The 25253-nt window shown below is 52.2% G+C and carries 23 protein-coding genes; 10 read left to right on the forward strand and 13 right to left on the reverse strand.

All coding sequences use genetic code 11. The annotated features are described in order from the left end of the window. Positions 1 to 61 precede the first annotated feature (61 nt). Both CLC93_RS16605 and CLC93_RS17770 read left to right on the forward strand, forming a co-directional pair. Positions 62 to 1933, forward strand: a complete 1872-nt coding sequence (locus tag CLC93_RS16605) for a methyl-accepting chemotaxis protein (RefSeq protein ID WP_095507113.1) — start codon at positions 62 to 64, stop codon at positions 1931 to 1933. Between the two features lie 167 nt (positions 1934 to 2100). Next, positions 2101 to 2265 carry a hypothetical protein gene (locus CLC93_RS17770; protein ID WP_169903099.1) on the forward strand — a complete coding sequence of 55 codons (165 nt, stop codon included), beginning with the start codon at positions 2101 to 2103 and terminating at the stop codon, positions 2263 to 2265. Between the two features lie 71 nt (positions 2266 to 2336). On the opposite strand, the gene CLC93_RS16610 is transcribed toward CLC93_RS17770, so the two are convergent. Beyond that, positions 2337 to 3353, reverse strand: coding sequence for a linear amide C-N hydrolase (locus CLC93_RS16610; RefSeq protein ID WP_095507114.1), 1017 nt, complete (start codon positions 3351 to 3353; stop codon positions 2337 to 2339). A gap of 156 nt (positions 3354 to 3509) precedes the next feature. Between CLC93_RS16610 and CLC93_RS16615 the strand changes: the two genes are divergently transcribed. Beyond that, positions 3510 to 4391, forward strand: coding sequence for a LysR family transcriptional regulator (locus CLC93_RS16615; RefSeq protein ID WP_095507115.1), 882 nt, complete (start codon positions 3510 to 3512; stop codon positions 4389 to 4391). Here the strand turns inward: CLC93_RS16615 and CLC93_RS16620 are convergent. Next, positions 4388 to 5530, reverse strand: coding sequence for a BaiN/RdsA family NAD(P)/FAD-dependent oxidoreductase (locus tag CLC93_RS16620; protein WP_095507150.1), 1143 nt, complete (start codon positions 5528 to 5530; stop codon positions 4388 to 4390). The two genes, CLC93_RS16615 and CLC93_RS16620, sit on opposite strands and share 4 nt — an antisense overlap. Positions 5531 to 5735: 205 nt before the next feature. On the opposite strand from CLC93_RS16620, the gene CLC93_RS16625 reads away from it, so the two are divergent. Next, the gene (locus CLC93_RS16625; RefSeq protein WP_095507116.1) at positions 5736 to 8237 is read left to right on the forward strand and encodes a putative bifunctional diguanylate cyclase/phosphodiesterase; all 2502 of its coding nucleotides are present in this window, start codon (positions 5736 to 5738) and stop codon (positions 8235 to 8237) included. On the opposite strand, the gene CLC93_RS16630 is transcribed toward CLC93_RS16625, so the two are convergent. After that, the gene (locus CLC93_RS16630; RefSeq protein ID WP_095507117.1) at positions 8194 to 9141 is read right to left on the reverse strand and encodes an alpha/beta fold hydrolase; all 948 of its coding nucleotides are present in this window, start codon (positions 9139 to 9141) and stop codon (positions 8194 to 8196) included. The two genes, CLC93_RS16625 and CLC93_RS16630, sit on opposite strands and share 44 nt — an antisense overlap. 2 nt (positions 9142 to 9143) lie before the next feature. Next, positions 9144 to 9440, reverse strand: coding sequence for a DUF1244 domain-containing protein (locus CLC93_RS16635; protein WP_095507118.1), 297 nt, complete (start codon positions 9438 to 9440; stop codon positions 9144 to 9146). Between the two features lie 70 nt (positions 9441 to 9510). Between CLC93_RS16635 and CLC93_RS16640 the strand changes: the two genes are divergently transcribed. Then, positions 9511 to 10440, forward strand: coding sequence for an alpha/beta fold hydrolase (locus CLC93_RS16640; protein WP_095507119.1), 930 nt, complete (start codon positions 9511 to 9513; stop codon positions 10438 to 10440). On the opposite strand, the gene CLC93_RS16645 is transcribed toward CLC93_RS16640, so the two are convergent. The 3 genes from CLC93_RS16645 to nrdD all read right to left on the reverse strand — a co-directional run bounded on the left by CLC93_RS16645 (position 10423) and on the right by nrdD (position 14918). Continuing rightward, on the reverse strand, positions 10423 to 12246 hold the full coding sequence (locus CLC93_RS16645; protein ID WP_095507120.1) for a DUF885 domain-containing protein: 1824 nt from the start codon (positions 12244 to 12246) through the stop codon (positions 10423 to 10425). The genes CLC93_RS16640 and CLC93_RS16645 overlap by 18 nt on opposite strands. A 74-nt stretch (positions 12247 to 12320) precedes the next feature. Then, on the reverse strand, positions 12321 to 12794 hold the full coding sequence (gene nrdG / locus CLC93_RS16650) for an anaerobic ribonucleoside-triphosphate reductase-activating protein (protein WP_095507121.1): 474 nt from the start codon (positions 12792 to 12794) through the stop codon (positions 12321 to 12323). A 3-nt stretch (positions 12795 to 12797) separates the two neighbouring features. Beyond that, positions 12798 to 14918 carry an anaerobic ribonucleoside-triphosphate reductase gene (gene nrdD / locus CLC93_RS16655; RefSeq protein WP_095507122.1) on the reverse strand — a complete coding sequence of 707 codons (2121 nt, stop codon included), beginning with the start codon at positions 14916 to 14918 and terminating at the stop codon, positions 12798 to 12800. Between the two features lie 416 nt (positions 14919 to 15334). Here nrdD and CLC93_RS16660 point away from each other — a divergent pair, with 416 nt between their 5' ends. Beyond that, the gene (locus CLC93_RS16660) at positions 15335 to 16573 is read left to right on the forward strand and encodes a mechanosensitive ion channel family protein (protein WP_095507123.1); all 1239 of its coding nucleotides are present in this window, start codon (positions 15335 to 15337) and stop codon (positions 16571 to 16573) included. Here CLC93_RS16660 and CLC93_RS16665 read toward each other — a convergent pair. After that, on the reverse strand, positions 16570 to 17118 hold the full coding sequence (locus CLC93_RS16665) for a 1-acyl-sn-glycerol-3-phosphate acyltransferase (protein ID WP_095507124.1): 549 nt from the start codon (positions 17116 to 17118) through the stop codon (positions 16570 to 16572). The genes CLC93_RS16660 and CLC93_RS16665 overlap by 4 nt on opposite strands. Before the next feature lie 53 nt (positions 17119 to 17171). On the opposite strand from CLC93_RS16665, the gene CLC93_RS16670 reads away from it, so the two are divergent. Continuing rightward, positions 17172 to 17591 (forward strand): YybH family protein, encoded by a 420-nt coding sequence (locus CLC93_RS16670; RefSeq protein ID WP_095507125.1) that lies wholly within the window; start codon positions 17172 to 17174, stop codon positions 17589 to 17591. A gap of 14 nt (positions 17592 to 17605) precedes the next feature. Here the strand turns inward: CLC93_RS16670 and CLC93_RS16675 are convergent, their stop codons facing one another. The 5 genes from CLC93_RS16675 to rsmD form a co-directional block, all read right to left on the reverse strand. Then, positions 17606 to 18370, reverse strand: a complete 765-nt coding sequence (locus tag CLC93_RS16675; protein WP_095507126.1) for an NRDE family protein — start codon at positions 18368 to 18370, stop codon at positions 17606 to 17608. A gap of 3 nt (positions 18371 to 18373) precedes the next feature. Continuing rightward, entirely contained in the window at positions 18374 to 19915 is a 1542-nt protein-coding gene (locus CLC93_RS16680) for a ZIP family metal transporter (protein ID WP_095507127.1), read from the reverse strand. A 62-nt stretch (positions 19916 to 19977) separates the two neighbouring features. Further along, positions 19978 to 21141, reverse strand: a complete 1164-nt coding sequence (locus tag CLC93_RS16685; RefSeq protein ID WP_095507128.1) for a cyclic di-GMP phosphodiesterase — start codon at positions 21139 to 21141, stop codon at positions 19978 to 19980. Between the two features lie 74 nt (positions 21142 to 21215). Continuing rightward, a complete protein-coding gene (locus tag CLC93_RS16690) occupies positions 21216 to 21485 on the reverse strand; it encodes a DUF1145 domain-containing protein (protein WP_095507129.1) in 270 nt (89 codons plus the stop codon). A 10-nt stretch (positions 21486 to 21495) separates the two neighbouring features. Continuing rightward, complete coding sequence (rsmD, locus tag CLC93_RS16695) at positions 21496 to 22074, reverse strand: 16S rRNA (guanine(966)-N(2))-methyltransferase RsmD (protein WP_095507130.1); 579 nt, start codon at positions 22072 to 22074, stop codon at positions 21496 to 21498. A 127-nt stretch (positions 22075 to 22201) separates the two neighbouring features. On the opposite strand from rsmD, the gene ftsY reads away from it, so the two are divergent. The 3 genes from ftsY to ftsX all read left to right on the forward strand — a co-directional run bounded on the left by ftsY (position 22202) and on the right by ftsX (position 25189). Beyond that, the gene (gene ftsY, locus CLC93_RS16700) at positions 22202 to 23476 is read left to right on the forward strand and encodes a signal recognition particle-docking protein FtsY (RefSeq protein WP_095507131.1); all 1275 of its coding nucleotides are present in this window, start codon (positions 22202 to 22204) and stop codon (positions 23474 to 23476) included. Positions 23477 to 23555: 79 nt separating this feature from the next. After that, positions 23556 to 24227: a cell division ATP-binding protein FtsE gene (gene ftsE / locus CLC93_RS16705; RefSeq protein ID WP_095507132.1), complete on the forward strand. Its 672-nt coding sequence runs from the start codon at positions 23556 to 23558 to the stop codon at positions 24225 to 24227. Next, positions 24224 to 25189 (forward strand): permease-like cell division protein FtsX, encoded by a 966-nt coding sequence (gene ftsX, locus CLC93_RS16710; protein ID WP_095507133.1) that lies wholly within the window; start codon positions 24224 to 24226, stop codon positions 25187 to 25189. Before ftsE ends, ftsX begins: the two co-directional genes overlap by 4 nt. Positions 25190 to 25253: the final 64 nt, after the last annotated feature.

A 25253-nucleotide genomic window follows, 5' to 3' on the forward strand; every position in this document is an offset into this window, starting at 1 on the left:
AAACTTTTTGGTTGGAAGGCCGATAAACACTTGTTCCTTGTTGTATCGCACAGAGTGATTTATGCCTTCTCTTACTATCCAGCAAAAGCTGCTATTACTGACCTTTAGTGTCGTGGTGGCCATGGTCATTCTCGTGGCCAGTCTGTTTCAGACCATGTCGGCGCTAACAACCGCATCAACCAATGCCAATCGGTTAACCGAAATAAAAGCGGAAACGCTCACCTTGCGTCGTCACGAAAAAGACTTTCTGATGCGTCGCAACGCCGGCTACTTATCCAAGTTCAAACAAACCCAAACGCGCTTAAACGCACACTTGAGTGCTTTGGGAAAAGAACTCGATCCAAAGCACAGGCTACAGGTCAATGAGGTGCGTGATGCGCTTCGCGGCTATCAAGCGAGCTTTGAACAAGTTGTCGCGACACGCACGAGTATCGGTTTAGACCATAACTCTGGTCGAGAAGGGGCGCTGCGCAAGGCCGTACACGCGATTGAGTCTTTGCTCAACGAGATTCAAGATGGCACCTTGTCGGCGCAAATGCTGATGCTGCGCCGTAACGAGAAAGACTTCCTGATGCGACTAGACCTCAAGTATCAAGAGCAATTGGCTAAGAATGTGGTCGGTTTTGATACCTTGCTGTTAACTCACTTTGGCTTGACTGATGACCAACGCGATATGGCGCGAGAGCTGTTGGTGCGCTATCAGCAAGAGTTTAACGCTTTGGTTTCCGAGTACGAGGTATTTGGCCTTACACCGCAGCAAGGCCTTCGAGGCGAGATGCGCGATCAGGTGCACCAGAGTGAGTCTTTGGTAAAAGAGATGAGCGCGCAAGTACAACAGAGCATCGACCAGCAGATTCAATCGTCCAAACGTATGGCCTTAATACTGGCGGCTGTATTGGTGATAGGTATTGGGGTGTTCATTAGTCTGATTGCCAACTCGATTCGCCGTCCGCTGAAAGACCTGGCAACTACCATGACCCAAGCCTCTGCCGAGCGTGATCTTAGCGTGCGTGCCGTAGTCCACAGTCAGGATGAAATCGGTGAAATTGCCACAGTTTACAATCGCATGACGGAAGCCTTTTGCAAGGTGATCGACAACGCCCAGCACTCATCCCACGCGGTTAGCCGAGCGTCTGAGTCTTTGTCGCGCGGCACCGAAGAGGCCAGCAGCACCATCTTGCAACAGCAAAGCGAAAACTCTCAAGTAGCCACAGCGATTCAGCAAATGGCTTCTACCGTGCAAGAGGTGGCGCAAAATACCAATGATGCGTCAGCGGCCTCAACCCAAGCGGCCCAGGAAGCCGAGCGCGGTCGTCGTTTGGTACTCGAGACCTCAGATGGTATCGAGTCGTTGGCGCAATTGGTGGAGCACAGCAGCGAATCGCTTATCACTCTAGAGCAAGAGAGTGAGAACATTGGAGAGGTGCTTTCTGTGATTCAGGGGATTGCGGAGCAAACCAACTTGTTGGCGCTGAACGCAGCCATTGAAGCTGCGCGCGCGGGTGAGCAGGGGCGTGGTTTTGCGGTAGTGGCGGATGAGGTTCGAACCCTAGCACGCAACTCACAGGATTCGACCGAAGAAATTCGCGCCATTATCGAGCGCTTGCAGCAAGGAGCCAATCAGTCGGTATCTGACATGGATAAGGGCCGTCAGCAGGCGCGCGAAGCGGTTGAACAGGCGCGCATTGCCGGACAGTCGCTGCAAGCGATTGCCGAGTCGGTAGAAGTGATGAGCAACATGAATACTCAAATCGCCTGCGCGGTTGAAGAGCAAACCTCGGTGGCGCAAGAGATCAATCGCAACATCAACAATATGGCCGAAGGTTCAGCGCTGACCGCGGACATGGTGCAAGAATCGGCGCAAACCGCTGAGCAATTGGCTAATTTGTCGGTGGACCTGCAACGAGAAATCGATCAGTTCAAGGTGAGTTAATCGCAGCTGTTGCAAGCATCAAGCCCTCGGTTAGCCCGGGGGCTTTTTTGTGCTTGAGTGGCAACAAACTTCTCCCTTTTCGAATGCGCTATTCGGAAATGGCTAATGTACGGCTGCGTTTTTCAGAGCAATACTGCTAGTTGAGGGCAAGTCGAAGGAGAAGCGTTATGAACCAAATACTGCAACACATCCGCCAGGTGTTTGAAACCGAAAACCAAGTCGAATCCAAGCAAGAGCCAGAGTACGAGTGCAACTATGACAACGATTACTTTGGCGATCAGGTATGTCAGCTCAAGGTTGACGATTGCATAGAAAAGCCCGCTAAAAGCTAACTTCTAGCGGGCTGGCTTTGGCTTGTTTCGCTAAAGCGAACTCAGTGAGAGTTCGCTGAGTCAAAGCGCTCTTAGTTGAAGGTCACAGGCTGGTATTCGCTGACCGACTGGTAGATGTCGAACGCTGAGTATTTAGCCTTGCTCCAATCGATCGCATTCACATCCACTTTTCTGATGGTCATGTCTTTGTAGGTGCGGTAGTAGTAATCCATCTCTTGCAAATCGTGCACGGTGAAGTGGGTTACGGTTTGCGCGGTTGGCGACAACCACTCCCAGTACAGGGTGCCTTGCGGAATATCGAAGGTGTTGGCCATGTTCCATGTGTGGTTCAGAATCGCTTCTTTTGACGAATCACGCGAGAAGTCTGCAGTGGTGTTTAGGAAAACCGCACGCTGGAAACGAGACTCTGAGCTTTGGTCGCCAATGTAACCCATTTGGTTGCTGGTGTTGCGCTTGGCTTTGCTCAAATCATCAGTATCGAACTTAGACTTAGCCATCAGTACTTGCGCGTCATAGGTAGGGCTGTTGGTCATGGCACCTACTGACTCGTGGATATCTGGAGTACCGTCGCCTTTGGTGTACTCAACAACGATAGCGCGGTCATTGTCTTGAACTGACCAGTGCACGCCCATGGTGCCAAATACGCCGTTGCCTTCGAATACTTTCACTTTAGACAGCAGTTCGATAGCGTGATCTACTGACTTGGCGTTACCCAATATGTACGCACCTAGGTTCCAGTGGCTCATGTCACCTTCGCCAGCAGGCGCGTAGACAGAGTCCAGGTTTTGCGCGGTAATAGAAACACCGTGCTCGTTCATACCAGAAGAGAAAGTGCTCATGCCCTTCTCGGCACCGTGTTGCATACCGACGAAGCCGTACTTAGCGGTAACACCGTTTTCGTCGAACTTGTGACCACGTGGGATTTGCGCCAAGTGCTCGTGGGCTTCAACTGGCAACTCCATTGAGTGGCCAACCATACGTCCACCATCGGGTGCGACAAAGTTAAAGCTTGAGCAAGCGTTTGCAACTTGAGCGGCGCCAAAAGTAGTGGCGGCCAGAGATACAGCGAGAAGTGTTTTCTTCAACATGGGTAAAACCTTTTGAAAGTTGTATCAGTGCTCGTCCTGAAATGAATTGCTATCCGTTTCCTTGAGAACAATGGTCGCAACTAAAAGTGTTGTTGTATAATCGCCAGACACAACCTTTGGTTGTGTCAAACTCAGTTGGGAATCTAAGGTGAACTGATGAATTTCTCTTTAGCGCAATTACAAGCCTTCGTCATGGCCGCCCAGACAGGTACCTTTCAAGCGGCGGCGATTAAGCTGAATAAGCGCGCTCAAGCCGTGTCCAAGTTGGTCGCTTCGATGGAAGACAGCTGTGCTGTGGTATTGTTTGAGCGCAAAGCCCGCCACCTGGAAATTACTGCCGAAGGGCGCAAGCTGCTCAACGGCGCGCAGCGAATACTCAAAGATGCGGATAATCTTTCTGCCATTTTGACCGGCTTTGATGAAGGTGTGCCAAATAACTTGTCGGTGGCTATCGACAATTTTTTGATCTGTCCAGAAGTCACCAATTGCCTCAAAGACATCATGGCCGAGTATCCAACCATGGATTTGGACGTGCTTAGCGGAACCACCAGTCAAGTGGCCGCATGGGTGCTTGAAGGCAAAGCTGACATTGGCCTTCGCGCCGCGCCTTTGGTGTTGGATGAAAGCCTAACTGTCCAGAAGGCGTTTGCGTTCAACCTAGTCGAAATCGCACCACCGAATTTGTTTCGAGCCGGTGAGGTGGTTGATGAAGGAGCTTTGTATCCGCTGACGCAAATTGTATCGCCTTTTATCTATGAGCTGAACTTAGATGAGATGCATGTGGTCAGCGATAAAGTCATTACTTCTAATAACTTAGCCCAGTCAATTGAACTGGTAAAAGCGGGTTTGGGCTGGACGGTTGCCCCCTACCTGGCGGTGCGCGACAGCTTGGAATCAAGGGAGGTGGTGGAAGTCGCCACCTTGGGCGCAAACCGCCATACTTGGATGAGTGAGTGTATTTATCTCGATGAGAATCGGCTTTCCGTTGCCGCCGATTTATTGGTGCAAAAGCTGTCTCAAATAGAGGCTCGAGACTAGCGGTTTGTCATCGCTAATCCGCAGGCTACGCCACTGCTCCAAGCCCATTGAAAATTGAAGCCTCCTAGCCAACCGGTAACGTCGACCACCTCGCCAATAAAATACAAACCCGGGGCTTTTTTCGCCTCCATGGTCTTGGAGCTTAACTCGTCTGTGCAGACGCCGCCCAATGTCACCTCCGCAGTGCGATAACCCTCAGTAGCGTTAGGACGAATCGCAAAGCGGTGCACTTGCTGTTCAATTTGGGCTTGCAGGGCTTTGTTCAGCTGTGAGATTTGAATCTCCAACTGAGCTTCGTCAAACAGAGTTTCCACCAATCGCTTGGGCAACAACCGTGCTAAGGCATTTTTCAGGGTTTGCTTGGGCTTGCTTTGCGCCATTGCGCCCAGAGTTTCTAGCACGGGCTTTTGCGGCAAATAATCGATGCTCACCGACTCGCCGGGACGCCAGTAGTTGGAGATCTGTAACGCGGCCGGGCCTGACAATCCACGGTGGGTGAACAGCAAATCCCGAGCAAAGCTGACACCGTTTTCGGCGCTGATCACCACGGGAAGACTCACGCCCGAAAGGGGTTCGAACTTGGTTTTGTCGTGGTCGTGCAGGGTAAAGGGCACCAAGCCGGCACGGGTATTGGCCATGGATAAACCAAACTGCTCGGCGACCTGATAGCCAAACGGCGTCGCACCCAGCTTTGGCATGGATAATCCACCGGTGGCAATCACCAAGTTTGCGGCTTGGAACTCTCCTTGATTGGTGTTGACCAAATAGCCTTTAGCACTGGCCTGAATCGATAGAATTTCGTGGCGCAAGCGTATCTGGTTGCCAGCCCAATCGCATTCGGTTAGCAGCATATCCACTATGTCTTTGGCGCTGTGCTGGCAAAACAATTGGCCGTGATCCCGCTCTTCGATATCGATACCGTGGCGCTCAACCAACTCGATGAACTCTGAGCTTGGGTAGCGGGCAAGGGCTGACTTCACGAAATGCGGGTTGTCACAGATAAAGTGCTGAGGTTCTACTCGTGTATTGGTGAAATTACACTTGCCGCCACCGGCGATGAGAATCTTGCGGCCAGGCTTCTTGGCGTTATCCAGCACCAGCACTGATTGGCCTTGATAGCCGGCGGTCGCTGCGCACATCAAACCTGCCGCGCCGGCACCGATGATCACTACGTCAAATTGTTCAGCCACTGGCTCGCCCCGCTCTAGATTCGCAACTGCTTATAGTAAAACGCCGCTAGTGTAGCGTATGTGGCGGTTTCGACCCAAGAGGTGACCCCTCGCAATACCGAAAAAACCCATTGTTCTGAGGCTTGGCTCGGTTGCCAAGTTTTGGGGGCTTGTTATGATGCAAATATATAACAAATATAAGGACATTCAGGTGCGCTTAAAGTATCCCGTTCGTGTGCTGTTGCCCGCGCTACTCGTGTGCGCATGGGTGGCCTTAATGTCTGTTGATTACTTTGAAGAACGACGCCTCTCACGACAACAATATCTGCAAGCCCAGCAAAGCTTAGTCGAAGCCTATTTACACCGTTATCAGCGCGAACTCCAAGCCAGCATTGCCCAAGAAGACGTGGATCGGATCCGTTGGGTCATTGACGGCGTGTCGCGCGCTCCAGGTGTAAGCCAGGTGCTGGTGGCTGACGATTCGTCAGTGGTTCGGTTTGCCAATCAATCGGTGTGGGAAGGCAATATCATTGCCGATGTGGCCCACGGATTTAGCCCTCAGGTGGCCCAAATGGTTACTCTGGATGGCGTTTTTCAGATGGAAGCCAATCACAGCCGCAACAGCCTTCAGATTTACTTCAACCTGCCTCAGTCCAGCGGATTGGAAGGGCGCTTGTCACTGATGTACGTCGAGTACGACTTGAGCCAAGGAGCGAATTTGGCCGGCGCGGCTGCCATGCAGCGCTGGCTGCGCCAAGTGACCACCAGTGGCTTAGTACTCTTGGTCATTTTAATGGTGTGGCGCTGGCAGGTAGTGCGGCCGCTCAAACAAGTGATGGGGCTTGCAGCAAGCCACTCGAACCCGTCTCAAAAACTGCCCCAATGTGCTTCTGAGTTCGGTCTATTGGCTCAGCGCATTCAAGGGCTGTGGCTGCGACATCAGCAGGACCAGGCCGACCTTGCGGCGATTGACGATAGATGGCGATTTTTGTTGGACAACGAAGGGTTGGCGGTCATGGACTGGCTGGTCGACAAGGACCAGCTCAGCCTCTCGCCAGGCTGCTATCGAATGCTAGGCGTCAATGAGCTGGAGCTAGCGCCGCACATGAGTAGCTGGCTTAAGCGCCTGCCAGAGGACGAATCGCAACAACTACAAACTCAGTTAGAACAACTCAATCAAGCCGGGCTAGACCAGCTCGAGTTGCACTATCCGGTGCGCCACAAGCACGGACACCTGGTGACCGTCAGCCAACGCTCGCAAGTGGTGGAGCGTCATCCTGATGGCAAAGCCAAACGCGTACAAGCGGTGTTGATGGACATCTCTCCTGCGCTCAAAGCCCGCGACGCACTGTCCCATCAGGCCAAACACGATGCACTAACCAACCTGAGTAACCGCGCCAGTTTTCTCGAGCTATTGGACGCGCAAGCGCGTCGCTTGCTCAAACCTGAGCACAAGGCGGGTTTGCTGCTGATTGATATCGACAATTTTACCGCTTGGAATCAGGCGCTAGGGCATAAATACGGCGATGAGCTGTTGTTAAAAATTGCGGCGCGTTTGGCTGCCGAGTTCCCGGATTGGCCTTTGGCGCGCATGAGTGGCGACGAATTTGGCTTGCTGGTGACTCGGTTCAACAGCGATTCGGCCAACACTGAGCTGGAAAACGTCGCCGAGCGAGTTCGGCAACTGCTCTCCGATGAGTTTGAGTACGGCTCAGCCGAACTGCATTTGAGTGTGTCCATAGGTGGCCGTCTTATCGATGGCAGCCGCGAGCGTCTCGCCAGCGATTGGCTCAGACACGCAGAAACTGCGCTTTCTCGAGCTAAGGCAAAAGGGCGCGATCAGTTTGTACTTTATCGCCCGGGGGATGAGACCTATCAAGGTGAACAACATTGGTTGCTCAGTCAGCTAAGACTGGCGCTGCAGCGCGGCGAGCTGAGTGTTCACTACCAGCCGATTTACGACAGGCATCAGTCGCTAGTGGCGTTAGAGGCGCTGCTGCGCTGGCATCATCCGGTGCACGGCGATATTTCCCCGAGCCAATTTATTCCACTGGCAGAGCAGTCTGGGCTTATCAATCAATTGGGCGAGTTTGTCATCGACAGCGCTTGTCGTTTGCTAAACCAGTTGAGTGAAGCTGAGCTGCCAACGCCGCTGATGTCAATCAATGTCGGAGCTCGCCAGCTGGATATGGACGACTTTGCGCAACGCACCTTGCGATTATTGCAGCAACACAAGATTGCGCCTAAACAGATTCAGCTAGAACTGACCGAATACGTGCTGTTACAGGACAATCAGCTACTAGCGCCTCGTTTGAGCGAGCTGGTGGATGCGGGAGTGGTGATTGCGGTCGACGATTTTGGTACGGGCTATTCGGCGCTGAGCTATTTGACCGAATTGCCTATCGATAAACTCAAAATCGACGCCAGTTTTGTGCAGCGTTTGGGTAAAGAACCGCAAGCTGAAGCCTTGTTAAAGTCTGTGGTGGATCTGGGCCATAACTTGTCGTTTGAGCTGGTAGCAGAAGGGGTGAGCCAGCCACAACAACTGCAAGCGCTACAGCGCTTTGGTTGCGACTACTTCCAAGGCTTCTTGCTGCAAAAGCCGATGGCCGAATCTGAGCTGGTCGCCTTACTTAGCCGCCAGCCGGCGGCAGATGCGCTCCATAGTGAGCTGTGATCATATCTAGGCTTTGCTGACGCTGCGGGTCTTTCTCCATCAATAGCTCGTGGAACGCTTGGGGAACCTCTTGGTAAATGCAATCGTGACAATCGCGGGCAAAGTCTTTCATCGCCTGGTTATCGACAATGGTGTCCAGCTCAGCGCCAAGGATTAAGGTAGGCACACTCAACTCGATGGCGCGGTCGCGCAACTTCTCGGTGAAACTGATTGCCTTGGCGAGCCAATGATTGCTCGGTGAGCCAAGCTGAGCTTGCGGTTGCTGTTGATACAGGTCTCTAAAACGAGCGTAGCGCCGCGGGCATTGCGTGATGTGGTTGAATTCAAAGGCTTCAGGGTCGTAGTTGCCACCACCCATCACATACCCAGGTTGGCCAAGGTTGCGTCTGTCCCACAGATTAAGGGCCTTGGCCAGCGGTTTCAGCAGCCACTCGGGCGCTGGCAGCTTTATTTTCAGCATGGGCGCCGAGCAGGCTATGGCGCAAAAGTCATTGGGGTGCTTAAGAGCGTAACCCAGACCAATCGCGCTACCCATCGAGTGGCACAACAACAAATTGGGCAGTTCATTTGCCGGGCGCACCAGTCGGTTAAAGAACAACTCTAAGTCGAGCACATAGTTGTCGAAGTGATCCACGTGGCCCATGTGTGGATTATCGGTTAGGCGTTGGCTTAAGCCCTGGCCTCTGTGGTCGTGGATGAACAGGTTAAAGCCGCGCTCCGACAAGTCCAACAAGGTTTCTTCGTACTTGATGTAGGCTTCAATACGCCCCGAGCTAATCACAATATTGGCCTTCGCCCCTTCTTGTAGATAGCGGGCGTAGGCAATCTTAGAGCCATCAAAGCTTTCGAAGCTGTCCTGCTCCAACTTGGCCATAAAGGCATCGAGCTCGGCGATATCGCGCATGATCAGTCGTGTGCCTTTTGCTTTTCAAAAGCCGCCTTGGCTTCAGGGCTCGCTTCGGTTTGGAACTGGGCTTTCCACTCGTCGTAAGGCATGCCGTAAACCCGCTCTCGGGCTTGATCGTAGCTGATTTCAACGCCGCGCGACTCGGCTTCGGCGCGATACCATTTTGACAAGCAGTTACGACAGAAACCGGCGAGGTTCATCATGTCGATATTTTGTACGTCTTTGCGACTGTCGAAATGGGCGACTAATCGTCGAAAGGCGGCGGCTTCAATTTCGGTTTGGGTCTTTTGGTCCATTGGCGTACGTCCTTTGATACACTTTTGATTTACTATAACTGAGGGTTAGCGATATCGAAAGGAGGCCCTGTTGTCGTCACAACCAGCTCAAAAAACCACTGACTATTCAAACCCCAAGGTCACAATGCTGCAAATCGAAGGCGCCAAAACCCCGGTGCAAGTATTTAACGGTGGTGCGGACGCGCCAGATCAGCCGCCAATTTTGTTTTGTAATGCCAATGGTTTTCCTCCCGGTTGCTACTTAGACTTATTCGCCGAACTTGAGGTCAATTGCGTCTACGGGGCGCATTTTCGACCGCTTTGGCAGGATTGGGACCCCAAGCTCAAGGGCATTTGGCGTTTGCTCACCGAGGATTTGATTGAGCTGGCCGAAGCGCTAAAAGCTAGCGACACCTATGCGGGTCAGCCGATTCGATTGTTGGGCCACAGCTTGGGCGCAACCGTGGCCATCATGGCGGCGGAGCGTCGTCCAGACTTGTTTGCACAGTTATTGCTGATTGAGCCTGTGTTACTGCCCAAAAAAATTCTGATTCCGGCGATGATTGCGCCTAAGTCTTTGGTGCGCAAGCGCTCGCCCTTGGCCACCAAGACCCTGCGTCGCCCCCATTTGTTTGAATCCAAGCAAGAAGCCTTCGATTTTCATCGCAAAGCGCGAGTGTTTAACGATTTTAGCGACCAAGCCATGTGGCACTACGTCAACGCTGGCGTGCGTCCAACCGACGAAGGCCACTATCAGCTGAGCTACTGCAAGCACTGGGAAGCAGAGTTTTATCAAACCCCACCTTGGTTGTGGCATCGACTAGGGAGAGTAAAAGTACCGACCACAGGATTGCGCGGGGAGCACTCGGACACCCTGTCGGTCAGTTGCTGGCAGCAGTGGCAAAAACTGCAACCCAGCGCCGAGTTCATTGAACTCAGTGGCGCGGGTCACCTGCTGGCCATGTCGCACCCAAACCAGGTGGCTCGAGTGCTCAATCAGGCCTTAGCTAGCGCTAGCTAGGGCTTTCTTCTCAGCTTCAATGAACAGGTCAATCTGGCCTTCGAGCACCGACAATGGCACTGAGCCATTGGCCAGCACCGCATCGTGGAAACGACGGACGTCAAAGTCTTGGCCTAGCTCAGCTTCGGCTTTGGCGCGCAATCGCTTAATGGTTAGCTCACCAATCTTGTACGACAGGGCTTGGCCTGGCCAAGAGATATAACGGTCGATCTCTGTGGTGACATTGTGCAACGACAAGGCGGTGTTGCTGGCCATGAAATCCAAAGCCTTGTCGCGGCTCCAACCTTTGTAGTGCATGCCAGTATCAACTACCAAGCGGGCGGCGCGCCACATCTCGTAGGTCAAACGACCGAAGTTGGAGTAAGGGTCTTTGTAGAAACCACCCTCAAGGCCTAAGTACTCAGCGTACAAGCCCCAGCCTTCGCCAAAGGCACTGATATAGCTGTAGCGGCGGAAGTTTGGTAGGTTGTCTAACTCTTGGTTTAAGGCAATCTGTAGGTGGTGGCCAGGAACGCCTTCGTGCAGAGTCAGGGCTTCCATCTCGTACAAAGGACGCTTGTCTAGGGCGTAGGTGTTTACCCAATAGTAACCCGGTTGGTCCGGACGGCTAGAGCCAGAGTAACGACCGGTGGTGTACTTGGGCGCAATTTCTTTAGGCACTTCTTTGATGCCGTACGGGGTGCGTGGCAGTTTGCCAAACAAGCTTGGCAACATGGCGTCGGCGCGTTTGGCAATCCAAGCGGCGTAGCGCAGCAGCTCCTGTTCGGTTTTCGGGTAGAACTGAGGATCGGTGCGCAAGAACTCCAAGAAAGCAGCAAAGTCACCGTCAAATTCAACTTCATCGATGATTTCTTGCATCTCGGCGCGAATGCGCGCCACTTCATTAAGTCCGAGCTGGTGAACTTCATCAGGGGTCATGTCCAAGGTGGTGTAGTACTTGACGCGATTCTCGTAGAAGGCCTTGCCGTTAGGTAGCTCAGCGGCGGCAATGCTCTGACGCGCGCCCGGCATGTACTCTTGGGTCATGAAGTCATAGAAGCCCTGGTAGGCGGGTAGCACGTGTTCGGCTACTGCCGCTAGGCCCTGTTGCGCCAAGCTTTGCTTTTGCTCTGCGCTAAAGTGCTCTGGGAAGGTCTTGAACGGCTTGTAAAAGCTGCTCTGCTCCACATCTGTGATGTAGGCGCTGATGCTGTCCTCAAATCCGTTCAGCACCACTTGCGGTGGGGTATCGCCACTGGCCAGTCCTTGCTTTAACCAATAGGTTTGTTGCTCAAACAGCTTAGGTACCTGCGCCAGACGGGCCAGGTAGTTTTGATAATCTTGCTCGTCGTCAAAACGGGCATTAGCAATTTGCGGCAGGTAGCTGTGAAAGCCACCTTCGGCCGTAATTGGGGTGTAGTGAGTGTTGAATTGATAGCTGTCGAGCTGCTCTTGTACTTGAGCGCGCAGAATCTGATGATTGATCTTCATCTCGTCGCTCAAAGCATCCACCGCTACCCCATCTAACTCCGCCAAAAAGGCGCGATAGTCGCTGTCCTGTTTCGCCAGAGTCTCTGGTGACATGTCTGATAGCTTAGCGGCTGCCGACTCATCGCCCATGCGCTGCGCCAAGAATGGGCTGTAGCTCATGCGCAGCTGCCACTCTTGCTCGATAAGCCCTTGCAAGCGAGCATCTTCGGCATTCACTTGTGCCTGGTTGGTTACTGCAGTTTCAGTATTGGATTGGCTGGGTAGATTTTGGCAACCGCTCAGAAGTGCTAGGCCCACAAGGCTAGCCAACAGAGTCGGAGTCAGACGACGAGACATGGCGATATCCTATTGTTATTTTTGTTAATTGCCGGCACAGGATATCAGTGTGCCGGCGTTCCGCCAAGGAAGGGCTAGTCCAGCTGGCTGATGGGGATCAGACGTTGGTTGCTACTTCCACGAAAGCGCAGATTGGGGTCGTGCTTGTCCTGTTCGAACTTGCCGTCCACCAGTGTGTCAACCAACTCTACCACTTGGCGCTGTTTTGGGCTTAGGTTTTCCAAGGTATAGCCTGTCCACATCCACACGTCTTTACCTGGCGCGCGGGCTTTCACGTGACGCAGCAAATTCAGCACCGCGTCTAGGTTGCCAGGGTACAGAGGATCGCCACCGGTCAGGCTTAAACCTCGGCGGCGAATACGAGTGTCATTCAGGTCGACGATGATTTGCTCGACCATGGCATCGCTAAACGCCTCACCGGAATCTGGCGACCAGGTACTTTGGTTGTAGCAGCCACGGCATTGATGCTCGCAGCCGCTGACAAACAAAGTGGCGCGGGTTCCCGGTCCGTTGATCACATCGACCGGGTAGTACTGGCTATAGTTCATGGCTTACAGGTGCTTCACGCGACGTTTAACTTCTTCTTGCTTACCGAAGTTAAACGGACGTGCATCCGGTGAGCCCAAGTAGCCACAGACGCGACGGGTCACAGACACACGAGAGATGTCTGAGTTGCCGCAGCTTGGGCAGCTAAAACCCTTGGAGGTACAGTCAAACTCACCGTGGAAACCACAGTCGTAACACTCGTCGATTGGCGTGTTGGTACCGTAGTAAGGCACGTGCTTAAAGCTGTAATCCCATACGTCTTCTAGCGCTTCAACATTGTGCTTCATGTTGGGGTATTCGCCGTAGCAAATGAAACCGCCGGAGGCCAACTCAGGGTATGGCTTCTCGAAGTCGATCTTATCGAACGGGTTCACTTTCTTTTCAACGTCCAAGTGGAAGCTGTTGGTGTAGTAGCCTTTGTCGGTGACACCCTCGACAACACCAAACTCTTTGGTATCAATAGCGCAGAAGCGAGTACACAGATTTTCGCTTGGGGTTGAGTAGAGACTAAATCCATAGCCTGTCTCAGCCTTCCAAGCATTGGTGGCGGCTCGCATGAAGCGCACAATTTCTACCGCTTTTTCACGTAGCTGCTCGCTGTCAAAAACGTGTTGGTCAGTGCCGTATAGCGCATTAACTGTCTCGTGCAGGCCGATGAAGCCCAGTGAGATAGAAGCGCGGCCGTTTTTGAAGATCTCTGAGATTGGGTCGTCGGCTTTTAAGCGAACACCACAGGCACCTTCCATGTACAGGATTGGTGCTACGCGAGCGCGAACCCCTTGCAGGCGTTCAATACGAGTTTGCAGCGCGCGCTTGGCCACTTTCATGCGGCCTTCTAAAATTTTGAAGAAGGCGGATTCGTTGCCCTTGGCTTCCATCGCGATACGCGGCAGGTTGAGGCTCACAACGCCTAAGTTGTTGCGACCTTCGTGCTTGATTTCGCCATTCTCTTCGTAGGCGGACAAGAAGCTGCGACAACCCATAGGAGTCTTGAACGAGCCGGTGATTCGCTCTACTTGCTCGTAGTTGAGAATGTCTGGGTACATGCGCTGTGTGGCACAGTCCAAAGCCAACTGCTTGATGTCGTAGTTGCAATCGCCTGGCTTGTGGTTAACACCGTCTTTGATGGCAAATACCAGTTTCGGGAATACCGCAGTCTTTTTGTTCTTGCCCAGACCTTCGATGCGAATGGTCATGATAGAGCGTTGAATCAGGCGCGACTCCCAGCTGGTGCCCAAGCCAAAACCAAAGGTAACGAATGGGGTCTGGCCATTAGCTGTGTGCAGAGTATTGACTTCGTACTCAAGGCTTTGGAAGGCATCGTGACACTCTTTCTCGGTCTGCGCCATGGCGTAACCTTCAGCATCGTCAATATTCCACTGCTGCGCGGTTTGAAGGTGTTTTTCATGGGACACTGTCACGTACGGAGCCAACACTTCATCGATGCGATTGATAGTGGTGCCGCCGTAGATGTGGCTAGCAACCTGAGCGATGATCTGTGCGGTAACCGCGGTGGCAGTGGAGATAGACTTAGGCGAGTCAATCTCGGCATTACCCATTTTAAAGCCGCCAGTGAGCATACCTTCTAGGTCGATCAGCATGCAGTTGAACATTGGGAAGAAGGGAGCGTAATCCAGGTCGTGGTAGTGGATCTCACCCAACTCATGGGCTTTAACCACGTCTTTTGGCAGCATGTAGTTTTTGGCGTAGTGCTTAGCAACGATGCCGGCGAGTAAGTCGCGTTGGGTTGGGATTACTTTAGAATCCTTATTGGCGTTTTCGTTGAGTAAGCTGGCATTGGTTTGCTCCACCAAGCCTTGAATTTCTTTGCTCAAGCGGCTGTTTTTCTCTCGAGCACTATCGCGGTCGTGGCGATACTCGATATAGCTGCGAGCGATGCGTTTGTCTTCGCCGTCCATGAGCTGGTTTTCAACCAGTAACTGCAGGTCGTGTATATGCAGCTCTTGTTCTCCGTCGACGCTTAATTCTACGGCGCGGGCAACTTGATCGGCGTATCCATTTACAGAGGTTCCAGCAGACTTGGCAGCAGCTGCTACCGCGTCGCGAATGCGACTTGCGTCAAATGGAACTCGGTATCCATCTCGTTTAATCACTACCGGCTTCACAAACTACTCCTTTTTTCCTAGTGTCAAGCATTAAATCACTATATATGGGTGCAACGCCGTTTCGAAACACCATATCTTGGGGTGCAAATTGAACACCGTCACCACAAAAATTAAATTGATCTGGATCACACAATGCGGCGATCAAGCGTTATTTTTGCGAAATCCGATCAAAAGCGAAGTTTTGGAAAATTTCTTAATTACAGCATGGACTTATCAGGAAATGCTAAAGACTGAGGCTATCAGCATGTAATCAGGCTATGTCGGGCTTGGAACTCGGTGATAACAGCTAAAAAAGTTGCGCTAAAAATTGCGTAACACTGCCGGCTAAAAAATGGACAGTGCTCAAAACTTTGCAGAAGAACTTACTGGGTTTAGACTGCTAATCAAGCAATTTATTGGAAAAATAAGGCGTTAGCGTGGACGAGCAGTTAAGAGACCTAGTATTGGCGAGCCTGACTCAATTGGGGATAAGCGAACAACCACAAGATTCGGTAGGAATTTTAGTGATGGTGACCCTGAGTCTACTGATTTCTCTGGTGGCCTATTGGTTTGTTCGCCGCGGCGTGGTGCAAGGGTTAAATCGCATCATTGAGCGTTCGAAAGTCACCTGGGACGACATCGTCATGCAGCACAGAGTGCTGGAGAAATTGTCGGTAGTGGTGCCTTTGTTGGTGTTCGATTTGATGGTACCTCTGTTTATGGCCTCTGAGAGTTTCATCGAGTCGCTGCTGCAAAAGGCATTGGGCTTGATGATTATGTTGCAAATCACTCGTGTGCTATTTGCGCTTTTGAACGCGATTAACGACATGGCGGACGCCAATGAGGTGGGCCGACGCTTACCAGTGAACTCAGTGGTTCAGCTAGTCAAACTCTTCTTGTCCTTCGTGCTAGTGATTTTGGCGGTGTCCCTGATAACCGATCACTCGCCGGTGTACTTCTTAAGCGGCTTGGGTGTTGCGACGGGTTTGGTCATGTTGGTGTTTCGCGACACCATTTTGGGCTTTGTGGCTGGCATTCAATTGGCGGCCAATAACATGGTCAGCAAGGGCGATTGGATAGAGATGCCCAAATACGGCGCCGATGGCGAGGTAGAGCAAGTCTCGCTAACCACAGTTAAGGTGCGCAATTGGGACAAAACCATCACTATGATCCCCGCTTATGCTCTAGTCTCCGATGCCTTTAAGAACTGGCGCGGCATGTCAGAGTCCGGCGGACGCCGTATCAAGCGCAGCGTGTTGCTCGATATAAACAGCGTTAGCTTTCTCAGCGACGAGCAACTTGAGGGCTTAAAGCGTTTTCGATTGCTAAGCGACTATCTGACTCGCAAGCAAGGAGAGATAGGCACGGCTAAGGGTATCAATGGGCGTCAGCTCACCAACATAGGAACCTTTCGCGCCTACTTAGAAGCTTATCTAAAGGCCAATCAGAACATTCATGGCGACATGACATTCTTAGTGCGCCAGCTGGCCAGTACAGACTCTGGAGTGCCAATTGAGGTTTACGTGTTTGCAAATGACACTCGTTGGGCTCATTACGAGGCAATTCAGGCAGATATCTTCGACCACATCTTTGCCATATTGCCTGAGTTTGGTTTGCGCGCTTTCCAGAGACCTGCTGGAGTCGATTTTAGTGAACTGGCAGCCAACCGAGGCTAGTCTTGGTAGCTGGGAATGTCTTTGGGATATTTCGGTGTGACACTGCGAAAGTAGTCTAACAAGCGATTCATGTCGGCGCTCATGTCATCGCTGGTGGCGATGGGCGCTTGCAGTTGCACCTGTTTCAAGCCAAAGTCCAAGCCGACACAAACAATTGGCACCTTGGCTTTTTTGGCGATGTGATAAAAGCCGGTCTTCCAACGAGTCACCGCCGAGCGAGTGCCCTCTGGGGCGAGCGCTAAGCAAAATTCTGGGTTGCTGGCGTATAGCTCAACCGCACTCTCTACCAGATTGTTGGCTTTGGCGCGATTAACCGGGTAGCCCCCCATGGCGCGAAACAACCAGCCCCAAGGCGGGATGAACAGCTGATGCTTGCCAATGAAGTGTATGTTCCGACCCACAGCAAAGCGAGCGATGATGCCTATGATGAAGTCCCAGTTACTGGAATGGGGTCCGACAATCATCACGAACTGGAATTCGGGCAATTGACCGGTGACACGCCAACCCAAGCGTGCTAATAACCACTGGCAAAAACTACGCATCATAGTTAAATTCTTCTTATACTAATTAAAATCAATCGCTTACTAAGGATAGCTGAATGCGAACCCTTGTTTTACTAGTCTGCCTAATCCTCTCTTTCGGTGCAAAGGCAGACGACGCGAATCAACAGATAAGAGTCTTGCTGCAGACCCAAGTAAAAGCTTGGAACTCAGGAGATATAGAATCCTTTATGGAAGCGTTTTGGGCGGACCCACGACTGAGATTCATATCCCGTGGCAAAGTGCGTTACGGTTGGCAAAGCGCTTATGAGGCCTACCTGCGAAATTATCCTGACCGCGATGCCATGGGGCGATTGAGCTTTAATATCGAGCTCATTGATTTGCTCAACGCCGATCAGGCAATTGTCGTCGGTCGTTGGCAGTTAGTGCGTAAAGACGATCAACCCAATGGAATCTTCACTTTGGTGCTGCAGCGCTTTGACGGCGGATGGCGCATCATTCACGACCACACATCTTGATTCGCTGCGACTTGCTACAACACAAAGCGACTGGTGCCTAAGGTTTGACCTTGGGCGTCATAGCGTCTTTCCCAGAATTCCCGATTGCCCTGTTTGTCCTGCCAATAGAGGCTGGTGCAGCGAGTACCGTATTGCGCGCCTTGAATAAAGATGGGCGATAGTCGTCGCTCCCACTCAAGACCAACCCCTGTATCTGGTAGCAGCTCGTCTGGAGCAACTTGTTTGTCCTGCATCAGAGCAAATAGCGCTTCAGGTTCGAGGGGGTGTGCATCTTTTAGCAGGTCCTCGAGGGCGCGCTCGCCCTTGGCCATTTTCGGCCAAGCCTGATTAATTGGGCCATTGCAGATGGCGTGACAGCCGCTGCTCAAGGACTGCAATTGGTTGAGATGACTGTTAAAGCTGGTCAGGGCTATATCACCGCTTTGGCTGTGGTGACTGAACACCAAATTAAAACCATTGTACTGGTCTGCCTGAGTTCGCAGCGATTGCGCCACTTTCCCTTGGTCACCACTCAGCGCTTGCAGTACCAAGTCGCCACGCGAGCGTTTACTAGAGTCTTGAGCAAGTCCCTGACGCAAGTTGGTCAGGGCGGCAAATTGGCCTTTTGAGTTAACCCCTAGCCAAGTGCCACCTTGTTGAAGATCTTGTCCAGCGAGCAGGTGACGCTCGGGCCAAAAGTGAGCCGGTAGGCTGGGGCGTTGATGAAATTCGTCGCGATTGGCACACACCAGCAGTGAGTAGTCTGGGTGCTGATTCAGAGCGACGAATAAAATACACATAGGCTAATGGTGGTGATGCTGGTGAGGGTCGAACTTCACCGAGAATAAGCGCGCCATAAAGGCACGCGGACCAAGGCGTAACAGGGCGATGGCGTACAACAGCCCCAATACTAACACCGCCAGTACCTGAGTTTGCTCGGGCCAAGCGATGGCGTGTTCAAGGTTGATGCCTTCAAGCCATTGTTGTCCAGCGGCAACCATGCCTAAAACCAACCCCATGGTCAGCGCCCCTTGTGGGCCAGACATCTTTTTGAGTTGTTGCGAGTTGATCAAGGGCGCTGCTAGAAGCGCTAACAATACCGCTTGAGTGCTCCACTCGGCCCATGCCAAGGTCAAACCCAATGCCGCCGCACCGACAAAGCAAAAGCGCAAAGGCATCATCAAGCAAATAAGCAGCAAACACTGCCACCATGGCTGGTTAGCCAGCAATTCTGGGTAGTGCATCATGTTGCCAATCAGCAGACTAAGTATCACCCAAGGCGCTGAGCGCTCCACTTGATAGTGCAAGCTAAACTCTCGCAAAGTGAGCGGTTGAGCAGGACCAACTTGGTCGATAGGTATTTTTTGCTGCGCTAAGAAGGCGCTTAATATCAGACTGGTCAGTGCCAAGAAAAGTGCAACTTGCCAGCCCAAAATCAAACCCACAAATACAAAGCCTTCCGGGCCTATTAGGCGCACTAACCAACCCAGGTAGGGGTTGTTGGTATCGGGGCGCAACCCCAAGGCAAATCGCAAGCTGCCAAGTAAGTAGGTTACGAGCAAGTAAGGGGCAACCGCCAAGGTCCACTGCCACAGCTGCTCCATGCTCATGTGGCCATGGTCGTGATTGTGGGCGTGCCCGCTGTGACTTTCGGCGCTAAACAGGGCAATCAGTAACAAAATTCCGAGCAGAGCGCCGACACCGGCAAGAGTCTCTGAGCGTCGCGAGTGGTCGCTCGGTGATTTTTCCACATGCGGCTGGTGCCAAACCACGTGCAAAATTGAGCCCGTGACAAACGCTTGCAGCAAGACAATGTTATCCAAACTCAATTGGTTGGCGTAGTGCTCGCCAAAGGCAAAGCCGCCCAATGTGCCTAACAGCATGAGCCCTATGGCGAAACTGGCGCCTTTGTTGCCAAATTGCGGTGATAACAGCCACCAAATTGCCAAGCCTTCGGGCAGACGGTGCAGAATGATTCCAAGGGGAAGAAAGTCAGCAACGCCGTGGTCGTGGTCCGATACAGAGACGCTAGAGCCGTCGATAAAAGTGTGCAGTAGCAGACCGGTAAACGCCAACAATAAGGTGAAATTGTGGGTCAAGCGAGAGTGCTTTTGGAACAGGCGCTCGCTAATGCTCGGTCCAAATAAACCGGCGAGTAAAACCACGAAGGCGCTAAGCCCGCCGTGATGGAGTAACTCGGGCAGAATGTGGGTGAGGAGCAGACCACCAATACTGACAAAAACAAAGCCATCGATGGCTTTGGTGACCTTGTGTTGTTCGGCAAAAAAACGATAAAACAAAGGGCCGATGAGTAGAGAAACACAAGCGGCAATTAGGTAAGTCATGCGTGCCTTAGTGTGTGTCGGTGAAGTCGCTAATTATACAACCAATAATTAATGTTTAGCGACTACAGATAGTTATCTAGTTCTAAGCCAAACGCTTTAGGGTCTACCGAGCGGACGATCTTTAGGTCTTTCGCATCTCGAGACAAGTCGACCTCGGTGGGCTCGAGGTGGTGCTGACCGTTGATGTGGTAGATGAGTTTTACCACGGGTTTCACTGGTGTTTTTTTGTTAGCACTGACGATGATAGCCAAACGACCATTGCTCAACTCCACCATGGCGCCGGGTGGATAAACGCCGATGCATTTAATGAATTTTTGCACCAACTCCTCGTCGAGCTGATCCGGTGCCATGGACAAAAGAATCTTCAGCGCTTTGGTGGGCGGCATGCCTTTTTTGTATACCCGATCGGCGGTTAACGCGTCATAGATGTCGCAAATGGCGATCATGCGGCCGTGAACCGAAATCTTATCGCCTTTCAATCCTAAAGGATATCCACTGCCATCGAGCTTTTCGTGGTGCATCGACACGACATCGCGAACGATTTTAGAGATTTGAGGCTGGCGCAACATAATGGTCTGCCCATGAGCGGCGTGAGACTTCATGATGTTGAATTCGTGGTCGGTCAGGCGGCCGGGCTTATTTAGAATTTCTTCGGGGATCATGACTTTGCCCAAGTCGTGCAACAAAGAACCGGTTGCCATTTGGTGCAGTTCTTTGCCCCCAAAACCACAGTACTGGGCAAAAATATTCATCAGGATCGCCACCCCAATCGAGTGTTCGAGCAGATAGTCGTCCTTGTTTTTGATCAAGGCCAAACAGGCCATCGCCTCGGGGTCATCCGCCACCGCGTCAATAAAGCCGGATGCCATTTGCTCAACCGGCGCGACATCAATGGTGTGTCCGAGTTTCACATCCTGCATTAACCGAGTTTGCAGGTTTTTGGCCTCGTCAATCAGAACTCGTTTTTTGGCAACGCGCTCAGACAAGGGTTGTTTGGGTTCAGGTTGCGGGGTGTCGGCACAGGGTTGATTAGCCTGCTCGACCTTGGTTTGTTTTTGGCGGGCTAGGTCCACGGTGACTTTGTGGACCCCTTTGCGCTGCATTGTGGCTATCGTCAGTTGCGATTCAACGAAACCCTGTTGTTTGACGGTCAACGGTTGATCGTCATTGATGGCGACGACAAACATGCCCACCTTCAATTCGTTCACCGGCAACGACTTCAACATGCCACTCGTCCGTTTGCGTTATTGTTATTCCCCGCAGTGTATCAAACGAATGCTTGTAAACAAGCTGTTACGACTTATTTAGCGGTCACGGCGCTTGATTTTTGTTCGTTTCGAATCTGCCACCATGCGATAGCTCCAAAAGCCATCAACTGCAGTTTGTCTTTTTGTGACAGAGGCTTGCTAAACTTAAGTCGAGACACAATTAGCATCAGTGAATGCCCGAGTAAGGTCAGTGCTAAAGCCGCTTCAACAATGGCACCAAACGGTTGCTCGAAGGGATTTAACAAATTGAACAACATGACCGCCCACACGGCGACCATGGCGAATTTGAGTAGCTTGATCATGGCTGTTCTCTTAAGTCTGAATCAGTCGGTAAATCACTTGCCCGGCTTGCTTTTGTTTAAGCACTTGCCAAGATTCGGGCAATTCGGGATGGCACTCTTGTTCGCATTCCAGATAGATCAGCGCGCCTTGTGCTAGCCAGCCTTGCTGCAATCGCTCTAGGGTCGGGGCGATAAGGTCGCGGCGAAATGGCGGGTCGATGAATATTAGGTCAAAGCCTTGGCTTGGCGCAGTCGATAGGAGTTTAAGGGTATCACCTTGGCGCACCTTGGCGTTGTTGGCCCCTAAGGTTTTCAAATTGTTTTGCAGCTGCTTGGACACTTTAGCATCCATTTCAAACAGTTCGGCGTACTCCGCCCAGCGGCTTAGCGCCTCAAAGCCAAGCGCACCGCTGCCACTGAAACAATCGAGTACTCTTGCCCCTTGAATGTCGTGCATCAGCCAATTAAACAGGGTTTCTCGAACCCTATCAGTGGTGGGCCTTAACCCTTGCACATCGGCCACGGGTAAACGACGGCCGCGCCACTGTCCGCTGATAATGCGAACTTGGCCTGCGTTTGTTCGAGATTTGGATTGAGGTCGCTTAACCATGCGTTCTCCGCTGGAATTGGCTGTGGTAGACTACGGCGTTTAATTGCTCAGCGCCGCCGGGCGCTAGTTTAGCAGGCTTGATGGTAAAGCGTAACTCACGCGAACCGATAGATAGAGACAGTTTCCCATGGCAAAAAAAGGCATGTTTTCCTGGTTCCGCCGCGACAAAAAGGCAGACCAAGCGGAAAGCGAAGCAGTAGAGTCACCCGAGGTAGAATCACCTGCCGAGTCGACTCAAGTTGAAAGTGAGCAGAAAGAGCAACCCGCATCAAAAACCGATGCAGACCTGGTTGAAGCAACTGAACCTGAGGTAGCGCCTACGCCCGTTGAAGCGCCGACGGAAACGACTGACGAGCTTGTGGAAAGCGAAACTGTGGAACAACCTGCAGAGCCAGAGCCAGAGCCAGAGCCAGAGCCAGAGCCAGAGCCAGAGCCAGCCGTCGTGGTCGAGCAGCCGCAAGAGAAGCCTGCCAAAATGGGCTTGTTCGCCCGTCTGAAAGCCGGTCTTAAGCGTACATCCGAAAATCTAGGCGCGGGCTTTGCCAGCATATTCACTGGCAAGAAAATCGACGACGAGCTGTTTGAAGAGCTCGAAGAGCAGCTGTTAATGGCCGATGTGGGCGTGGAAACCACCACTAAGCTCATCGACGATTTAACCGAACAAGCGGACCGCAAGCAGCTTAAAGACGGCGAAGCACTGTATGAGCTGATGCAACAGCGCATGCAAGAGATGCTGGCTGGCGTTGAAGCGCCCTTGGTACCGGAAAACAGCGATGGTCCCTTCGTGATTCTGATGGTCGGTGTTAACGGTGTGGGTAAAACCACCACCATAGGTAAGCTGGCGCGCCAATACCAAAGTCAAGGCAAGTCAGTGATGCTAGCGGCAGGGGATACCTTCCGCGCCGCGGCGGTTGAGCAGCTGCAAGTATGGGGCGATCGCAACAATATTCCAGTGGTGGCACAACACACAGGTGCTGACAGCGCTTCCGTGCTGTTTGACGCGGTGCAGTCGGCTAAAGCCAAAGGCGTGGATGTGCTGATTGCCGATACCGCAGGCCGTTTGCAAAACAAAGCTCACCTGATGGAAGAGCTCAAAAAAATTGTTCGCGTGATGAAGAAGGTCGACCCCAATGCGCCGCACGAGGTGATGTTGACCTTAGATGCGGGTACCGGCCAAAACGCCATCTCGCAAGCTCAATTGTTCCACGACGCAGTGGGGCTCACTGGAATTAGCTTAACCAAGCTCGACGGCACTGCGAAAGGCGGAGTGATTTTCGCGATTGCAGACAAATTCGGCATTCCAATTCGTTACATTGGAGTAGGCGAGCAATTAGAGGACTTGCGCACATTTAATGCTCAAGATTTCATTAAAGCCTTGTTTCAAAAACCGGATGCTGACTAAATAGAAAAAACCTGGCTCTCGCACTGACGAGGGCCTCGGCTTGTGATTCGCTCAAAAACAACAAAAAGAGACAAGCACAGTGATTCGCTTTGAACAGGTATCGAAGGTTTACCCAGGTGGCCAAAAAGCGCTTTCTGGGGTTAGTTTTCACCTTAAAAAAGGGGAAATGGCGTTTCTGACCGGTCACTCGGGCGCGGGCAAGAGTACTTTGCTCAAGCTCATCAGCGTGATCGAGCGCGCCAGCGCCGGTCGGGTCAGCATCAACGGCCACGACGTTGCTCAAGTCTCTCCCGCTCAGGTACCTTACCTGCGCCGAGACATTGGCATTATCTTCCAAAACCACCAACTTTTAATGGACCGCAGCGTGCACGACAACGTGGCGCTGCCACTGTTGATCGAAGGCTTCAGCCAGAAAGAAATCAACAAGCGGGTTAGCGGCGCCTTGGATATGGTGGGGCTGCACGGCAAAGAAAAGCACAATCCGATTATGCTCTCCGGTGGTGAACAACAGCGTGTCGGTATAGCTCGCGCCATTGTGAACAAGCCGCCATTGATTTTGGCGGATGAGCCAACCGGTAACCTGGACCCCAAACTGTCGATGGACATTATGGGCTTGTTTGAATTGCTCAACGACGCGGGTAGTTCGGTACTGGTGGCGACACACGACCTTGGCTTAATTGCTCGCATGAAGTACCGCACCCTGACCCTAAAGCAAGGTCAGATGCTGTTTGCCGAGGAACACCAGCTATGAGCAAGAACATTGCCTTAAGTCGCAACAAGGTGCCTGTCCCGCGTTTGCTAATCATGTGGATGGTGCGCCATTTACAAAACGCCACCGCAACACTAGGTGAGATTTGGCGCTCACCCATCGCCGCCGGGATGACAATCGCTGTGCTGGCCGTGAGTTTGAGTCTACCCGCCGCGCTGCAAGTCATGGTGAAGAACGCTGAGAAAATTACCGCTTCTTGGCAGCAAGCCGCTGAAATCAGTCTGTTTTTGCACGATAGCGCTGATGAGCGAGCGGTGAAAAATTTACTGACACGAGTCCAAAGCTATTCTGAGGTTGAGCAAGTTGAATACATAGACAAAAGCCAGGCATTGGCCGAGTTTCAGCAAGTCTCCGGGTTTGGTGAAGCCTTGGCTTTGCTCGATGCCAACCCACTGCCGGCGGTAGTGATGGTTACTCCAGCCCAAGGCCATGCCACTCCAGGCGCTGCCAGTCGCTTGCTCGAAAAGCTCGGTCGCGAAAGCGAAGTAGACTTCGGCCGCTTAGATATCGAGTGGCTGCAAAAGCTCGAAGCCATTATCGGCATGCTCGAGCGCACCGTATTGGCGCTAGCTTTGTTGCTGATTCTGGCGGTATTACTGGTGATAGGTAACACGGTTCGCCTAGCGATTATGAACCGTCGCTCGGAAATCGAAGTAATGAAGTTGGTGGGCGCTACTCAAGCCTTTATTCAACGCCCGTTTCTGTACACTGGCGTATGGTACGGCATTATCGCCGGAGCCTTGGCTTGGGTACTAGTACAACTGCTGGTGGTTTGGCTCAATGGCGCGATTCAACCACTGTTGGGCTTGTATCAAAGCGACTTTCAAATGGAGTCTTTAGGGGCCACAGAGTTATTCAGTTTAATGTTTGCCGCGTCAGCGCTGGGCTGGGTTGGTAGCTATTTATCGGTGCGACAGCACATAAAAGCCATTGAACCTTGCTAAAAGCTGACGGTCATAATTGCGATACTGGCGATTTATTCGCTAGATGTTATATACTGTTTCGTCC

It is taken from the genome of Paraferrimonas sedimenticola (assembly GCF_002282855.1).
GTDB lineage: Bacteria > Pseudomonadota > Gammaproteobacteria > Enterobacterales > Shewanellaceae > Paraferrimonas > Paraferrimonas sedimenticola.

What these genes read in the sequence shown, in the direction of transcription:
- rsmD (WP_095507130.1), bottom strand. Translation starts at nt 22,074, where the DNA reads ATGGTTAAGCGACCTCAATCCAAATCTCGAACAAACGCAGGCCAAGTT.
- CLC93_RS16610 (WP_095507114.1), bottom strand. Translation starts at nt 3,353, where the DNA reads ATGTTGAAGAAAACACTTCTCGCTGTATCTCTGGCCGCCACTACTTTT.
- CLC93_RS16685 (WP_095507128.1), bottom strand. Translation starts at nt 21,141, where the DNA reads ATGTTGAAGTCGTTGCCGGTGAACGAATTGAAGGTGGGCATGTTTGTC.
- CLC93_RS16605 (WP_095507113.1), top strand. Translation starts at nt 62, where the DNA reads ATGCCTTCTCTTACTATCCAGCAAAAGCTGCTATTACTGACCTTTAGT.
- CLC93_RS16670 (WP_095507125.1), top strand. Translation starts at nt 17,172, where the DNA reads ATGCGAACCCTTGTTTTACTAGTCTGCCTAATCCTCTCTTTCGGTGCA.
- CLC93_RS16615 (WP_095507115.1), top strand. Translation starts at nt 3,510, where the DNA reads ATGAATTTCTCTTTAGCGCAATTACAAGCCTTCGTCATGGCCGCCCAG.
- nrdG (WP_095507121.1), bottom strand. Translation starts at nt 12,794, where the DNA reads ATGAACTATAGCCAGTACTACCCGGTCGATGTGATCAACGGACCGGGA.
- CLC93_RS16665 (WP_095507124.1), bottom strand. Translation starts at nt 17,118, where the DNA reads ATGATGCGTAGTTTTTGCCAGTGGTTATTAGCACGCTTGGGTTGGCGT.
- CLC93_RS16630 (WP_095507117.1), bottom strand. Translation starts at nt 9,141, where the DNA reads ATGCGCGATATCGCCGAGCTCGATGCCTTTATGGCCAAGTTGGAGCAG.
- CLC93_RS16680 (WP_095507127.1), bottom strand. Translation starts at nt 19,915, where the DNA reads ATGACTTACCTAATTGCCGCTTGTGTTTCTCTACTCATCGGCCCTTTG.
- CLC93_RS16675 (WP_095507126.1), bottom strand. Translation starts at nt 18,370, where the DNA reads ATGTGTATTTTATTCGTCGCTCTGAATCAGCACCCAGACTACTCACTG.
- CLC93_RS17770 (WP_169903099.1), top strand. Translation starts at nt 2,101, where the DNA reads ATGAACCAAATACTGCAACACATCCGCCAGGTGTTTGAAACCGAAAAC.
- CLC93_RS16635 (WP_095507118.1), bottom strand. Translation starts at nt 9,440, where the DNA reads ATGGACCAAAAGACCCAAACCGAAATTGAAGCCGCCGCCTTTCGACGA.
- ftsX (WP_095507133.1), top strand. Translation starts at nt 24,224, where the DNA reads ATGAGCAAGAACATTGCCTTAAGTCGCAACAAGGTGCCTGTCCCGCGT.
- CLC93_RS16690 (WP_095507129.1), bottom strand. Translation starts at nt 21,485, where the DNA reads ATGATCAAGCTACTCAAATTCGCCATGGTCGCCGTGTGGGCGGTCATG.
- CLC93_RS16625 (WP_095507116.1), top strand. Translation starts at nt 5,736, where the DNA reads ATGATGCAAATATATAACAAATATAAGGACATTCAGGTGCGCTTAAAG.
- CLC93_RS16645 (WP_095507120.1), bottom strand. Translation starts at nt 12,246, where the DNA reads ATGTCTCGTCGTCTGACTCCGACTCTGTTGGCTAGCCTTGTGGGCCTA.
- ftsY (WP_095507131.1), top strand. Translation starts at nt 22,202, where the DNA reads ATGGCAAAAAAAGGCATGTTTTCCTGGTTCCGCCGCGACAAAAAGGCA.
- CLC93_RS16620 (WP_095507150.1), bottom strand. Translation starts at nt 5,530, where the DNA reads ATGTGCGCAGCGACCGCCGGCTATCAAGGCCAATCAGTGCTGGTGCTG.